We start from the raw sequence: 14,816 nt of genomic DNA, 5'->3' as shown, positions 1-14,816 counted from the left end.
GATTGTCGTCGAAGTCAAGGAAGCTGAGGGCGGTGCCGCAGGTGCTGCGGTCGCCGGTGCAAACCCGCAGTTCCTCGAGATCGAGAAGAGACTCGATGACATCGAAACGAAGATTGAGTTCGTAAATGCCGAGGTCGCCCAGCGTGTCGGTCGTAAGATCGGCCGTGACATCGGCATTCTCTATGGACTGGTGGCCGGACTGGTCGTCTTTGAGATGATCGTGTTCCTGCTCCCGAAAATAATGAAACTGATGATGTAAGGAGGCGAGATCAGTATGTTCAAGTTTGAGAAGGAACAGGCCGTTTGGGACTTTAACGGCATCAAGATCGGTGGCCAGCCGGGTGAGTACCCGAGAGTGCTTGGCGCATCCATCTTCTACAACAAGCATGAGGTAGTGCTCGACGACCACACTGGAAAGATCGACAAGGCAAAGGCCGAGGCGCTCTGGAACCGGACCCAGGAACTGTATGACCAGACCGGGAACCCGTTCTTCATCCAGATCATCGCCGAGCACGGCGAGGCGTTCGAGAGCTACTTCGACTGGTTCTGCTCGATCGATGACAAGACCCCGTTCCTGATGGACTCCTCGGCCCCGGACGCACTCGCTCACGCCTGCAAGTACGTCACCGAGGTCGGCATCGCGGACCGCGCGATCTACAACTCGATCAACGGCTCCATCACCCCGGAGAGCATCGAGGCCCTGAAGAACTCGGACGTCAACTCGGCGATCGTCCTCGCCTTCAACCCCGGTGACCCGTCGGTCGCCGGCCGTGAGAAGGTGCTGCAGGACGGCGGTGTTGCGGGCCAGGCACAGTCCATGCTCGCCATTGCCGAGGAATGCGGCATCACCCGCCCGATCCTCGACACTGCGGCCACTCCGCTCGGCCTCGGTTCCGGCGGCTCCTTCCGTGAGATCCTTGCCTGCAAGGCGATCCACGGCATGCCGACCGGCGGCGCCTACCACAACATGACCGTCTCCTGGACCTGGCTCAAGCGCTGGCGCAAGAGCGTCCTCGCCTCCCAGTACGAGGGCAAGGACCTCCTCCTCGAGCAGATGTCCCACCACCACTTCGGTGGCATGGAAGGCATCAGGCAGACGGCATGGGCATCCCCTGATATCGGCTGCAACATCATGGCCATGACCCTCGGTGCGGACCTGATCATGTTCGGGCCTATCGAGAACATGGAGGGCATCGCCACCGCGGCCGCATTCAGCGACATCGTCCTTGCCGAGGCTCTCAAGGAGCTCGGCGGCGAAGTTCAGGCCGAGAAGCACCCGATCAAGATGCTCGTCTAAATCCAATCTCCTTTTTTTCTTTTTGTTCCCGGCAGTGCCGGGCTTTGTATGCACCTTCGCGTGGGTTCTGTTGGTACGTGGGTGTGATGAACATCAGGCCCGGAAAAACGCTTCAGGCGGATCTCTGAAAGAGCGCTTGCCCTCTGCCTTCCCTCTAAAGTTCACAGAGGACTACTCGAAAATCGAATGGCTTTCTCAAGCTCGCTCCTGCTCGCACCTCGAAGACCTAACGGTCTTCTTGAGTTTGCTATCGCTCGTTCCCCACTCAGGATTGGAACGGGGAAGATAGAGCAGAAACTGCTGAAGAGAGGATTGCCATCCCCGCATATCCTAACGCGGGGGGCCGGGGGGGCAAAAGCCCCCCGGAGGAGAGCCTCAACCTCCCCTCACCACATCCCATCCAGATATACAAGGCTCTCCCCCACGGCCGCTGGTTTCAGCACCTCGATAACGGCGGTCGCCGACGGGGAGAGGGCAGACCTGACGGCCGAAAAGTCGATGCATCCGGAACCGCAGGCGGCGTGCTCGTCCATCGTGCCGCGGTTGTCGTGGAGGTGGAGGTGGACAGGTCGTCCTTCCCTGAGGAAGGCATCGAGAGTGCCGGTGAGGCAGGCGTGGCCGACGTCGAGGGCGAAGCCGAGACCGAGGTCGTCAAGAACGGGCAGGAGGCCGGGGTCCCTGAAGTGGCAGCAACTCCATGAGCCCATGTTCTCGATAGCAAAGGTGACCGCGGCGCCCTCCTGGAGGCGAGAAAGATCGCGGAGGGAGGAGAGGAGCGCCGCCTCCGAAGCCGCCCATACTCCTCTCTCCATGCAGAAGCCCGGATGGATGACAAGCCTCTCCGCCCCGATCTCGTCGCAGATGACGGCGAGGTCGGCGATGATCTGCACAGACGCCTCTCGCATCCTCTCGTTGGGGGTGGCGATGTTGAGGTCGGAGGTGGGGGCATGGACGATGTACCTGAGATCGAAGGATGTGCAGACGTCGGCACAGGAGAAGAGTGAGTGTGAGGAGTCGGAAAGAATTTCGACGAGGGGGACGGCACGGGCAAGAGTCTCCAGAGCCTCGCCGAGGGGTCTGTCCATCAGGCAGTACGTCGAGGCACCGACAGGGACGGTCATTCCCGGGCCGCCACCAGGTCTCCCAGTTTTTCGAGGAGTTCGGGCACGCTCCTGACCATCAAGGCGCCGTCCCGGCAGAGGGTCATGAAGATGGAGGTCGCCTCGCCCCCCGTATAGTCACGCACAGAAAAGGGCGTCCCCGAAGCGGAGAGCACGAAGATGGGAAGGCCCTGCCGTCCGGTGAGGGCCCTGAGATTGGCGATATTCCCGGGCCCCACCGGCATCTCGGTGACGACGACGGCGTCGGCGGTCCTGAGGATATCGGCAAGGGACGCAAGGGAAGCAGACGAGACGGGGGCGAAGGGGGATTCCTTCACGACGTCGATGCCGAGGGCCTCGGCGGCGATACAGTCTGAGTCGTTGGCCGAAAGAACGCCTGCCGTAAGATGATGTCCCCGGGCGGAGAGGGCGTACATCGTCTCGGCCCCGGTGGCCCCGCCGCAGACGACATGGATGTGCAGACCGCCGCCATCCCCGGTCAGGGCAGGTTCATACCGCGGGACGAGGTACGGCCGGCCGGTGAGGGGATGCGTCCTGACCATCATCCCGACCCCGAAGACCCTGCGGATGGTCTCGTCGGTGAGCACCTCTGCCGGTACACCGGCGGCGACGACCCGGCCCTTCTCCATCAGGACGATCCTGTCGCAGAAGCAGGCCGCAAGGTTGAGGTCGTGGAAGACGCCGATGACCGTGACACGGGGGGTCAGTTCCCTGATGATGGAGAGGATCTCGATCTGGTGGCTGATGTCGAGGTGGGAGGTGGGTTCGTCGAGGAGGAGGACCTTCGGTTGCTGGGCGAGGGCGCGGGCGATGAGCACCCGCTGGCGTTCGCCCCCGCTGATCTCGGTGATGAGACGGTCGGCAAGGTGGGCGGTGTTGGTCTGCTCCATCGCCTCCCGGCAGATCAGATAGTCCTCCTCTTTCATCGAGGAGAGAGGGCCGAGATAGGGGTGGCGGCCCATCTGCACGATCTCCTCGACGGTGAATGCGAAGGTGATGCCAGTCTCCTGCGGGACGGCGCCGACCCGCGTGGCAAGTTCCCTGATGGAATATTCCGATATCTCTTTCTGCTCGATAGAGACTGTCCCGGCTGCGGGTTTGAGGATCCGGGAGAGAGCACGCAGAAAGGTGGTCTTCCCTGAACCGTTCGGCCCCAGGATCCCGATGAAGGACCCCTCGGTCACGGCGAGCGAGACCGCCTGCAGCACCGGGGTGTCGCCATAGGCGACGCCAAGGTCCTCGGTTCTGACCATTATCTCTGTCATGTCCGTGTCCTGCTCCGTAAGAGATAGATGAAGAAGGGTGCGCCAAAGAGCGACGTGACGATACCGACCGGGATCTCGCTCGGCATGGTGCGGGCGAGGGTGTCTGCCCAGAGGAGGAGAATGGCGCCGGCCATCATGGAGGCGGGGACGAGGATCCGGTGGTCGGGGCCGACAAGAAGGCGCATCACGTGCGGTGTGATGAGCCCGATAAAGCCTATGGAGCCGGCGACTGAGACGGCGATCCCGGTGATGAAGGAAGAGAGGAGGAGGAGGACGACCTTCAGCCTCTCGACATCGACGCCGAGGTGGACCGCATCTTCCTCACCGAGGGAGATGACGTTCAGGTCGCGTGCAAAGACGAAGAGGATGAGGCACGCTGCAGGGATGGAAAGGGCCAGCCAGACATTGCTCCACGAGATATTCCAGAAACCGCCCATCAGCCATAACATGATCTGGTGCAGGCTGCTCCCGGAAAGATACATGATAAAGGAGAGTATGGCGGAGAGGAACATCGACATCGCAATCCCGGAGAGGAGGAGGGTCTCCACCGCAACCCGGCCGTCCCGGCGGGAGATGAGGAAGACGATGGCGGTGGACGCGGTGGCACCGATAAACGCGAAGACCGGCAGGCCCACACCCGCAAAGAAGACGATCGCTATGGCAGCGCCGAGAGCGCCGCCAGAAGAGGTGCCGATAATATAGGGGTCGGCCATCGAGTTCTTGAAGAGGCCCTGCATTGCCGTACCGGCAACGGCAAGGCCGGCACCGACAAGGAGGGCGGCCAGCACCCGCGGCAGGCGCACGTCAAAGAGGAGCATGGAGACGGTTTCAGGGTCCATCTGGAGGAGGGCAAAACCGCTCGCCCCGATTGCGGTGGACAGGACGATACTCAGGAGAAGGAAAAAGAATAGGGGAATCAGCATCGTCCAGTTCTTTCTTTGCATGAAGCAGTCATCAAATTATGTTATCTTAAAGCAAATAAATTTACTCAAGTGACGGCGGCACGCCCTGTCATCAACCGGGCATATGCACCAGCGGTCCTGCACGTCTCGGTTTTGTCTCTCCCATACGATGGCATCAGCCAATACTCTCAGATATGAGTCAAGATGTCATGGTACCTCATACGCGAAGAGTGAGAGTCGTTTTATCTTCTCTGTCTGGCCTGAAAAAAACGTCCACATCCCGTGCATATCCAGCATTCACTATTTTTCTGCCTCCTGTATCCTGGAAAACCCGTCTCCTCTGCCTGAAGTCTGTATCCCGGTGAGCATAAGGGGCGTACACTCGTTGGTGCCGCGTAAAACAAAATATATTTGATATAAGACCACGATATTTTATAAATTTGTTTTGACATAATACAGTTAAAATGGATGAGGTCGGAATGGTTGATAATTTCTATGGTATAGGGATATGCTGCATATTCCTGATGATACTGGCCGCGCCCGCGGCCGCTGCAGAGTTCACCGGTTGGGAGGGGACAGTCACCCTCGACCCGGCGACAAACGTCACCGTCAGTGGCCATGAGGCATGGGGAGACTCGGCACTTGCCGCACTGGATGCAGCAGCAGCAGCATACGGGGAGTACTCCTACAATGCGTCATGCGGTGCATGGGGACACTACCTCACAGACATCGGCGGCATCGAAGGCACCTGGATCTTTCTGGTCAACGGCGAGCAGGCAAACCTCGGCATAGGGAACTACCGCTGTCTGGACGGTGACCTCATCACTCTCTACAACGGTACATGGGGCGGAGCACCAGATTATGCATCGTCACCCCTGAGTGAGTCGAACGCAGTCGTCAACATCACCACACAGATCCCCTACATCCCAGGCCCGCAGCCGACCGGCGAGTATCCGATGTTCCATTCCTGTGCATCACGGGACGGTTGTGTCAGTGGCGAAGGGCCGGAAACAGCGGGTAACGTCCAGGAGATCTCCCTCAACGGCCCGGCCTATGCGTCCCCGGTCATCGATAACGGTCGTGTGTATATCACCGCGTCGATGGGAGATGTCTACTGCATCAATGCCACGACCATGGCGGTCGAATGGCACACCCCCCTCGACGATGGGGGAGGGTACTCCACCGCAGCCGTATCAGGCGACCGCCTCTATGTCGGGTCATACGGAGGTTCCCTCTATGCGCTGAGCCTTGACGGACATGTCCTGTGGCACAAAAACCTGGAGAACGACGGGCAGTACTGGGGACTCGCATCCTCTCCTCTCATCTATGACGGCCAGGTCTATGTCATCTCCCGGTCAGACGGAACCCTCCACGTCTTCAACCCCGGGGGTACCGAAATCTGGAATGTCACGACCGGTCACGCCATCGACGATCCTGTTGGATACTATGCCTCTCCCTCGGCAGACAACGGACGCGTCTTCTTCCAGGCGTATAACGGGACAGACCATGCCCTCTTCTGCGTGGATGTCACCACCCGGACAAAAGTATGGGAATGCCCGGTCGACGGGCCCATCATGTCGATGGCGACCACCATCAGTGATGGCACCGCCTACATCACAACGCGAACCACCCTCTCCGCGATCGCCTGTTCCGACGGGACCCTGCAGTGGAGCGTGCCCTTTGGAGGCAATGCACTCTGTACACCGGCTGTGAAAGGGGATTCGCTCTATGCAGGATCATCCACTGCCCTGTATTGTCTTAGCACCGTCGATGGGTCTGAAAAGTGGTCTTTCCCCGCAAACGGCGAGGTCAAATCGTCTCCCGTGGTGACCAACTCCACCGTCTACTTCGCGACCAACGTGGCCGAGGGCACGGTCTACGCGGCTGATGCCGCCACCGGCACCGAGATGTGGCACCACACGCTCCGTCCGCCAGAAGGAAAATTCTACAACATTATGTCATCGCCGGCAATCGCCAGAGGAAATCTCTACATTGGCGGTGATGATGGGAAACTTCACATCTTCGCACCAGAGGGGGAAGGGTCTTTCACAGGCTGGGAGGGAACAGTCACCCTCAATCCAGGAACAAACGTCACCGTTAGCGACCATGAGGCGTGGGGAGACTCGGCGTTTGCCGCACTGGACGCAGCCTCGAAATCCGGGACGTTCACCTACAATGCATCATACGGCGCATGGGGGCACTATCTCACCGACATCGGCGGCATCGAAGGTAGCTGGATCTTCCTGGTCAATGGAGAGCAGGCATCCCTCGGCATAGGGAACTACCGTTGCACAGACGGCGACCTGATCACCCTCTACAATGGCACCTGGGGCGGAGCACCTGACTACGCACCGTCACCCCTGAGTGAGTCGGACGCGGTCGTCAACATCACCGTCCTGGTGCCCGATCTCTCTGTTTCGCTGGAAAGCGGACAATCGGCCCCGCGAGGCAAATGGATACAGGTGAATGCCACGTTTCACACAAATACCGACGGTTGGTACATTGTCACCGCCAGCGGCATCAATGATAAGGGAGAATCCCTGGCAGGAACAACAACCGTTAGATTGTCAGCAGGGGAAACTCTGGAGGACATTCCCGTCCTTGTAGCCGTGCCTTTACAGGCAGAAACCGGCACGTACACCCTTCGTGCTGGCGTCTACCGCCTCGGGGATTACCCACAGAACTGCATCTCTCAGAGTGGGGGTATCGAATGCATCGTGACATGATGAAGGTTCTTTTCCTCCTCCTTCTCCTGCTCGCAGCACCCGGAACAGCGCTCACCATGGACGTCTCAGGGTCGTCACCGGACTCGGCCGTCATGATCACCCTGGATACAGAGGCAGACGTGACCTTCCAGATGAACGGTGGAACGCCATATTATGCACATGGAACGACGGTGAAGTTCATCCCCCACACCACCGGTACCCTCACCATCACCGCCACTGCAGGCGGTGAGACCACCACACGGTCGGTCGCCATCACGAAGAGCGGAGGAGGAGGCGGTGGCGACAGCGGTGACGACGATTCGATCGTCTGGAGAGACGTGACCCTTGGATCGGGCACCTTCAACGTGACCGCAGAGAGCGGGAAGCCCTATACCGTCGACCGCAGGACCGCTCTCGGTACGCTCGACGCCTCCGACACCTCATATACAGTGAAAGACACATGGTACGCCGCCTACGGCACCCTGTACCTCACCTCCGTCAATGGCAGAGCAGGAGAGGGGATGGCCGGGTGGATGTACCAGGTCAACGGAGTCTCCCCGGCCGTCGGTGCCAATTCCTACCATGTGAATAACGGTGACAAAGTCGTCTTCTACTACAGCGAAAGCATGAGCGACACCCCGGCGACATCAAAAGACACCATCTATCTCAGGGTGGTCTTCGGGAGCGGGAGTTCGGACAGCGGGAGTTCGGACAGCGGGAGTTCGGGTGCCGCCAGCAGGGGCACGACGCCCGGCCTCGGGCCGGCCACAGGGCCGGGGATATCACTCGGCCTCCCGGCAGGCGTTTCCATCACCACCGAGGGGGGCAGGTCGCGGATCACGGTCAATACGAGTGCCGGACAGAAAGGCGTGCGGGTGACGGTACGGGGGGACCGCATCATCATCGAGCGCCCCGGCCTCCTGATGACCGTGCTGACCGGCGACATCATGGAGAAGAACGGTATCGCAAACGGCTTTATCAAGAGCGTCACAGCGGAACTGGACCCGGTCACCGGGGCGATCGAGGGGGTCGGGGATGTCAGGGGAAGGATCAACCTCTTGCTCAGGGGACTGCCTGCCGAGGCAGGGGTGAACGTGACCTATGAACCCGGACTCGCGCCGGCGGCACAGTCGGCGATTGCCCTGCTCGCAGTCGATGAGGAAAAGGCCATTCGTGCGGTGGCCTGTGTGATGCACGTGGAGAAGACCGGCATCGCCAATGGTGAGGACATCCTCGGCGCCACCATCAGGATCTCCGTCCCCCCTGCATGGGTGGAGGCGCACGGGGGCGCCGGTGCCGTGAGGATCGCACATTGTGCCGACAACGGGACGGTCACATTCCTGGAGACGCGGCCGGCCGTGACGGACAGTGCAGGCAACCTGATCTTTGAGGCAGACTCCCCGGAGGGGCTATCCGGGTTCGCACTCCTCACCCTCGGTGAAAGAGAGGCAACGATGAACACGACAGACGCCGCCGCACCTTCCACAGAGGCACCGCCTGAAACGACCGCACCACAAAAGGCGCCTCTCAGCACCCTCGCCATCGTTTCCGGTGTCCTTATCGGATGTACAGCGTACGTGATCAGGAAAAGGGATGACTGAAATGAGACTGACACTTCCTATCCTTATCCTTCTCTGCACCGCCTGCTGCGCCCTCGGTGCCGCCTACCCGACGGACGCAACGGACCCGGCCATCCAGAAGAGCATGGACTATATCAGATCCTGCCAGCAGGCCGACGGCGGGTTCGCCGAACCGGGGAGAGAGACAAACCCGGGTACCTCGTGGTTTGCCGTGATGGCGATCGTCGCCAGCGGCGAGGACCCACATGCATGGACAGTGAACGGCACATCGGCGGTCGACTACTGGAAAAATTCCGACGAGGCCGCGCAACCCGAAGGAACGGCCGAACTCGGGAAGATGGTGACACTGATCGCCGCCGCAGGCGACGACCCGCACGCCTTCGGTGGGCACGACCATCTCGCCGACCTGAAGGGGCGGATGAAACCCGACGGTCAGTTCGGCGATTTCGTCTACACCACCTACTGGGGCCTGCTCGGCCTTGCCGCCACGGGCGAAGAGACAGAAAAAACCGCCACCTGGCTGAAGAAGCAGCAGAACGAGGACGGCGGCTACGGCTGGATGCCCGGTGCCGAGAGCGATTCGGACGATACCGCAGCTGTGGTCATGGCGCTCATAGCGGCGGGCGAACCGAAGAACTCCCCTGCCGTTGCAAAGGCCCTCGACTATCTCAGGCAGCACCAGATGGACGACGGCGGTTTCAACTACGGCGGTTCGTCCTCGTCGAACGCAGCATCCGCGGCATGGGTGGTCCAGGCCGCCACCGCCGCGGGCGAAGACCCATCGAAGTGGTCGAAGAACGGCAAAGACGCAGTCTCCTATCTCCAGAGTCTCCAGCAGCCCGACGGATCCTTCACATGGACGGCATATACCGCAGAGAACCCCTGTGGTATGACGGCACGGGCTATCCCGGCCCTGCTTGGAAGGCCCTATCCCATCCTCCCTGGCCAGGAGGCGCCTTCCCTCTTCACTCCGGCGGAGGCCGCAATGACAGAGGCCGTCACGACACCGACAGCACAGACGACTCCGGCCGCAGCCTCGTCTTTGTGGCAGCCGGTGACCCTCACCGACGACTTCGGGGAGAGGGTTGTCATCGCGCAGGAGCCCAGGCGCATCGTCTCCCTTGCCCCGGCAAACACCGAGATCCTCTTTGCCCTCGGTCTCGGCGACCGGGTGGTCGGCGTGACCGATTACTGCAACTATCCTGCCGAGGCAGAGGATAAACCAAAGGTCGGCGGGTTCTCCACCGTGAACATCGAACGGGTGGTGGCGGCAAAGCCCGACCTTGTCCTTGCGGCATACGGCAACACCGAGGAAGTTGTCAACCACCTCAGGGACCTGGGCCTGACTGTCGTCGCCCTCAACCCCGACTCCATGCAGGGGACGCTCCGCGACATCACCCTCGCCGGAGAGGCGACAGGACGCACAGCAGAGGCGGCCGACCTGAAGAAATCCATGCAGACACGGATCGATGCCGTGACCGCAGCCGTCGGGACGACCACCGAGCGCCCGAGCGTGATGCATGCCGTCTGGTACGACCCCATCTGGGTGAGCGGCAATGCCACCTTCCAGAACGAGCTCATCACCCTTGCCGGCGGGAAGAATGCATTTTCCGATGTTGAAGGCTGGCAGATCGTCACCCTCGAACGATTCATCACCACCAATCCCGACATCGTCCTGGTGAACTCGGGGACAGGAATGGGAGAGAGCGGAAACAATCTTATTTACCGGTACTTCATGGACGAGCCCCGCTTTGCAAAGATGAAGGCCATCAAGGATGATAAAGTGTATATTGTCAGTTCAGACATCATCGACCGCGGCGGTCCGCGGATCGTCGACGCCCTCGAAGAGGTCGCCGCCGACATTCACCCCGAACTCTTCCCGACAGCGTCGGCGGCCGCATCCGCCACCGCCGCACCGTCACCAGGATTCGGCGCCGTCGCCGGTATGATCTCACTCCTCGGGGCCTGCATTCTTCTCCGGAGGACGGGATGAGAACGCCACAGTTGCTCCTCGTCGTCATCCTCTTTTTTTCCATGACAGCGGCTCCTGCACATGCCGGGCCGTCCTTTGAACCCATATGGGAAAAAACATCTGCAGATACCGTCAAAGACGTCGCCATCTCGGCAGACGGATCGACAGTTGCCGTCCTTACCGACTCCACTCTTTCCTGCTGCTCTGTCGGCGGCGCACTGCTCTGGGAGGTACCTGGCAGCCACGCCCGGACTGTCGGGATATCAGGGGACGGTTCTCTTGTTGTCACCGGTGGGGAAGACCTCAGGGCATATGATGGCACCGGCAGCAGGATCTTCAGGCACGCGAACGGTTATTTTGCCCTCGGTGTCGGCGTTTCCCCGGACGGTTCCTGCATTGCCGGGGGCTTTGACAATGAAAGCCTGGTGCTCTTCAGGGAAAACGCCACCGGGGTCTTTCTGCCGCCATGGTCGGTTCAGACCGACGATGACATCGTCACTCTGGACCTCGCCGACAACGCCACATCTATCGTGGCAGGAGCGAAAAACGGGATGGTGCTGAGATACGCGGGCAACGGAAAGGTGCTGTGGCGCTATGACACCGGAAGCAGCAGTCTCTCCTGCTCGGTCACAGGCGACGGGTCATATATCGCCGTTGGTGCCGACCACGGCGTGGCCTCCTGCATCAACAGGAACGGCAATCTTCTCTGGACAACGGTTTCAGGAGACAGACTCCCGGGAGTTGGGATTGCAGAGGAGGGGACCCTGATCGCCGTGGGCGGCGAGGGGATCGTCCTCCGCTCGCCAGGGGGCGAGATCATCGGCACTGTCGTCGACACTCCGGCGCATGCCCTTGCGATCTCCGGCAACGGAAAGAGGATCGTGGCAGCAGGCGAAGGAAAAAGAGTGACTCTCTATCAGGCCCGGGAGGAGATGCCTGCCAGAGAAACCGCGACCACGCCGACAGCACCTGCCCTGACCGCCCCCGATGAGACGAGACCGGCAGAGTCAGAGGCTGCCCGCTCCCCTCTCGGGGCGTTTTCTGTCATCATATCTCTTTTCGCCGCGATGTACGCCATGCGGCGGGACTGATATTTTATATCAGAACCCGCCAGAGCGCGGGTCCCCCCCATGGGCCGGGCAGTTCCTGACGCAGACGGCGCAGCGCTCACGTCAATGACCGGCCGCGCCGCCACAAGCCTGCCGACGATCTTCACACCAGAGGTCGGCAGGGAGGGACGCAACGAGACGGGGGGCCGGACAAAGACCCTGACGCCCACCCCGTCAAGAGGGGCTGCCGGGCAGAGAGGAGGGTGAGGGTGACAGAGACACGCATGCCGGACCATCTGACATATATCTTCATATCCCGGGAAAGCGACCTTTCAGCAAGGTGAATATATGGATTTTGGTACTATCATCCTCATCGCCGTCATCGCGATCGTCCTGATCGTCATTGTCGGCTGGTTTATCAGCATCTACAACAGGTTCATGAACCTAAAGAACTCGGGCGAGGCGACCCTCGGCCAGATCCGCGTTGCCATGAAGAAGAGGCTCGACCAGATCGAGCAACTCCTCGGCTCGGTGAAGAGTTACGCCTCCTTCGAGAAGGAAACCCTCACACAGGTCACCGCGATGCGGGCAGGCGTCGGCAAGGCCGACCCCGGCGACCTCAACGAGGTCGAGAAGCAGTCCAGGTCGATCATCGGCAGGCTCTTTGCCGTCGCCGAGGCCTACCCCGACCTCAAGACCCAGGCGACCGTCTCTGAACTGATGTCCTCCATCAGGAATATCGAGGACGAGATCGCCCGCCAGCGCTACACCTACAACAACATCGCCCAGCAGCTCAACACGATGACCGAGACGATCCCCTCAAACATCGTCGCCTCCCTCATCCACATGAAGAAACTCGAGTACCTGGAGTTCGAGGAAGAGATCGAGAAGGCGCCGAAGATCGAGTTCTGAGGTGACAGAGGTTGAGTGAAAACAGGCAGATCGCTGCCCTCGTCCTCATCACCCTTTTTGTTGGTGTTCTCGCCGCCGGTGCCGCAGTCGTCCTGCCCTCTCTCCTCAAAGGCGACCTCGTCGTCGACGACTACCAGGCGACCCTCTTCGAGAATGGTACCCTGATAGAGAGATACACCTACGAGGTGAGTGCGGACGGAGAGTACAGAATGCTCTTCCGGTACTTCGACGACCCCCTCCTCTTCTATGACGGATCTATGCCGCACATCAGGTACGTCGGCATGGACGTACCCGCGGGGGTCATCGGCTACGCGAAGGACAAATCAGGCGGGATCACCGTAACCCCGGGTGCATCGGAGTCTGAGAAGGAGTTCATCAGGAACGCGGCAAACCCGAACGAGGTCGGCATCTATAACCCCGGGTACTTCGACGCAGGGACGTACACCGTCGAATACACCTTTCAGGTCAGGCCGCCGGTCGAGTACGACAGCACCGCCACCCACATGAACATCAAACTCGTGAGAGAGCACATCCCGTACCGCCACCTCTCGATCACCCTCCCTGACTGGCAGGGGATCGAGGCCGTGTACGCCTATCCTCCAGGCCTCGCGGTGGAGCAGGACGGCAACACCGTGACGATCACAGGGACAGCCGCAGGGAACGACCCCGTCGCGGTGGAACTCCTCCTGCCTGCCGGTGCGAAGGATCGGATCGACGGCTTCCCGCGGCAGGTGGACGATGTCAGGGGACAGACCGAGTCCGGCGCGTTCTGGTACAACCTCCCGTACCAGGCGGCGTCAGGGCTGCACACCCTTGCCGTCCTGCTGGTCCTCGCGCTCCCCCTCGTCTTCTTCTGGCTGTACCGCCGGTACGGCCAGGAGAACGGCTACACTGTCCCCGAGTACCTCAGTGTCACGCCGAACACCTCCCTCAAGCCCTGGCAGGTAAACCTCCTCTTCAAGGGCGACGTGAACGAGTTCGACGAGAACGGTTTCTATGCGACCGTGCTCGACCTCCACAGGAAGGGCGCGGTGACGGTCAAGGAGAAAACAGACGGGAAGGGCGTGCTGATCACCGTCAACAGGACAAGTTCGGACGACAGGTACGAGCAGAGAGTGCTCACCTATCTTTCCAACCTCACGAAAGGCGGGACCTTCGACAGCGCCACTCTCGAAGCCCTCTCGGCAAGGGCCGCACACGACAGGACGGTGGAGACGACGCTTACCCAGTTCCAGAGCAGCCTGAAGGCCCTCCAGAGCAGCGTGGACACCTCGCTCTCCGGGAAATATGCGGTGGACGGCCGGGGCTTTGTCGCCCCGCTCCTCTTCCCCGGCCTTCTCGTCCTCGGCCTTGGTATCCTGATCATCGTCCTCGCTCCGGCGACGGAGTACATCGCCATCCCTGCGATCCTCCTCGCGGTGGCGGCCGTCGTCCAGGTGATCATCGCCCTCGTCTTCCCCTCCACTCTCTTCGGTCACTGGAAGGACGACCACTACAAGGAAAAACTGGAGTGGGACGCCTTCGCCCATTTCCTCTCCGACCTCGCGCAGATCAGGAAGTACACCCCTGAAGACGTCTCGATGTGGGGCGAGTGGCTGGTCTACGGCACCGCCCTCGGCGTCGGCGACAAGGTCGAGGAGGCGATGAAGGGCCTGAACATCAGCTTTGAAGAGGCGGGCATGCCCCTCTATTCCAATATGCACCTTGCCTTCATTCCGATCGTCGCCTTCTCCCCGCCGTCAAGCGGCGGTGGCGGAGGCGGTTTCGGCGGTGGAGGCGGCTTTGGCGGAGGCGGAGGTTTCGGCGGAGGTGGCGTCGGCGGGAGATAAAATCCCGACGGCCACACTATCTTTTTTTGACTCTGAGAATTTTCAACTCTGAACCTTATGTATTCTTGACGAACCCCTCATTCGGATAGGGGGAGGGAGGGCAATCACCCTCTTCAGAAGCCGTTTTCGTTCTTCCCTGACCCGAGAACGTATCATTACGGAGAGCCGAGAGAGAAATAACGGC

At 60.6% G+C, this 14,816-nt stretch carries 12 protein-coding genes; 9 read left to right on the top strand and 3 right to left on the bottom strand.

The window, feature by feature from the left end; genetic code table 11:
* Nucleotides 1-259 (top strand): tetrahydromethanopterin S-methyltransferase subunit MtrG (gene mtrG, locus BP869_RS11805; RefSeq protein WP_342679898.1); only part of this gene is annotated, 259 nt, incomplete at its 5' end.
* Nucleotides 260-274: 15 nt separating this feature from the next.
* Entirely contained in the window at nucleotides 275-1,297 is a 1,023-nt protein-coding gene (mtrH, locus tag BP869_RS11800) for a tetrahydromethanopterin S-methyltransferase subunit H (protein WP_342679896.1), read from the top strand.
* A 386-nt stretch (nucleotides 1,298-1,683) separates the two neighbouring features.
* On the opposite strand, the gene BP869_RS11795 is transcribed toward mtrH, so the two are convergent.
* From BP869_RS11795 to BP869_RS11785, 3 genes are read right to left on the bottom strand one after another with little or no spacing between them, the layout of a single operon-like run.
* Nucleotides 1,684-2,418: a sugar phosphate isomerase/epimerase gene (locus tag BP869_RS11795; protein WP_342679894.1), complete on the bottom strand. Its 735-nt coding sequence runs from the start codon at nucleotides 2,416-2,418 to the stop codon at nucleotides 1,684-1,686.
* A complete protein-coding gene (locus BP869_RS11790) occupies nucleotides 2,415-3,683 on the bottom strand; it encodes a heme ABC transporter ATP-binding protein (RefSeq protein ID WP_342679893.1) in 1,269 nt (422 codons plus the stop codon). Before BP869_RS11790 ends, BP869_RS11795 begins: the two co-directional genes overlap by 4 nt.
* Nucleotides 3,680-4,606 (bottom strand): FecCD family ABC transporter permease, encoded by a 927-nt coding sequence (locus BP869_RS11785; protein WP_342679891.1) that lies wholly within the window; start codon nucleotides 4,604-4,606, stop codon nucleotides 3,680-3,682. Before BP869_RS11785 ends, BP869_RS11790 begins: the two co-directional genes overlap by 4 nt.
* A 503-nt stretch (nucleotides 4,607-5,109) precedes the next feature.
* Here BP869_RS11785 and BP869_RS11780 point away from each other — a divergent pair.
* The 7 genes from BP869_RS11780 (at nucleotide 5,110) to BP869_RS11750 (ending at nucleotide 14,632) form a co-directional block, all read left to right on the top strand.
* Nucleotides 5,110-7,311 (top strand): PQQ-binding-like beta-propeller repeat protein, encoded by a 2,202-nt coding sequence (locus BP869_RS11780; protein ID WP_342679889.1) that lies wholly within the window; start codon nucleotides 5,110-5,112, stop codon nucleotides 7,309-7,311.
* Nucleotides 7,296-8,891 (top strand): DUF4430 domain-containing protein, encoded by a 1,596-nt coding sequence (locus BP869_RS11775; protein WP_342679887.1) that lies wholly within the window; start codon nucleotides 7,296-7,298, stop codon nucleotides 8,889-8,891. Before BP869_RS11780 ends, BP869_RS11775 begins: the two co-directional genes overlap by 16 nt.
* Nucleotide 8,892: 1 nt before the next feature.
* Nucleotides 8,893-10,863 carry a helical backbone metal receptor gene (locus tag BP869_RS11770; protein ID WP_342679885.1) on the top strand — a complete coding sequence of 657 codons (1,971 nt, stop codon included), beginning with the start codon at nucleotides 8,893-8,895 and terminating at the stop codon, nucleotides 10,861-10,863.
* Nucleotides 10,860-11,933 carry a WD40 repeat domain-containing protein gene (locus BP869_RS11765; RefSeq protein WP_342679883.1) on the top strand — a complete coding sequence of 358 codons (1,074 nt, stop codon included), beginning with the start codon at nucleotides 10,860-10,862 and terminating at the stop codon, nucleotides 11,931-11,933. Before BP869_RS11770 ends, BP869_RS11765 begins: the two co-directional genes overlap by 4 nt.
* Before the next feature lie 39 nt (nucleotides 11,934-11,972).
* Entirely contained in the window at nucleotides 11,973-12,158 is a 186-nt protein-coding gene (locus tag BP869_RS11760; protein WP_342679881.1) for a hypothetical protein, read from the top strand.
* 81 nt (nucleotides 12,159-12,239) lie between these two features.
* Nucleotides 12,240-12,803, top strand: a complete 564-nt coding sequence (locus BP869_RS11755) for a LemA family protein (RefSeq protein WP_342679879.1) — start codon at nucleotides 12,240-12,242, stop codon at nucleotides 12,801-12,803.
* Between the two features lie 11 nt (nucleotides 12,804-12,814).
* Nucleotides 12,815-14,632 carry a DUF2207 domain-containing protein gene (locus tag BP869_RS11750; protein ID WP_342679877.1) on the top strand — a complete coding sequence of 606 codons (1,818 nt, stop codon included), beginning with the start codon at nucleotides 12,815-12,817 and terminating at the stop codon, nucleotides 14,630-14,632.
* The last annotated feature ends 184 nt before the right edge of the window (nucleotides 14,633-14,816 follow it).

Origin of the sequence: Methanofollis sp. UBA420 (assembly GCF_002498315.1) — an archaeon.
GTDB lineage: Archaea > Halobacteriota > Methanomicrobia > Methanomicrobiales > Methanofollaceae > Methanofollis.
The sequence above is the reverse complement of the archived record's forward strand: the minus strand, read 5'-3'. Positions and strand labels throughout refer to the sequence as shown.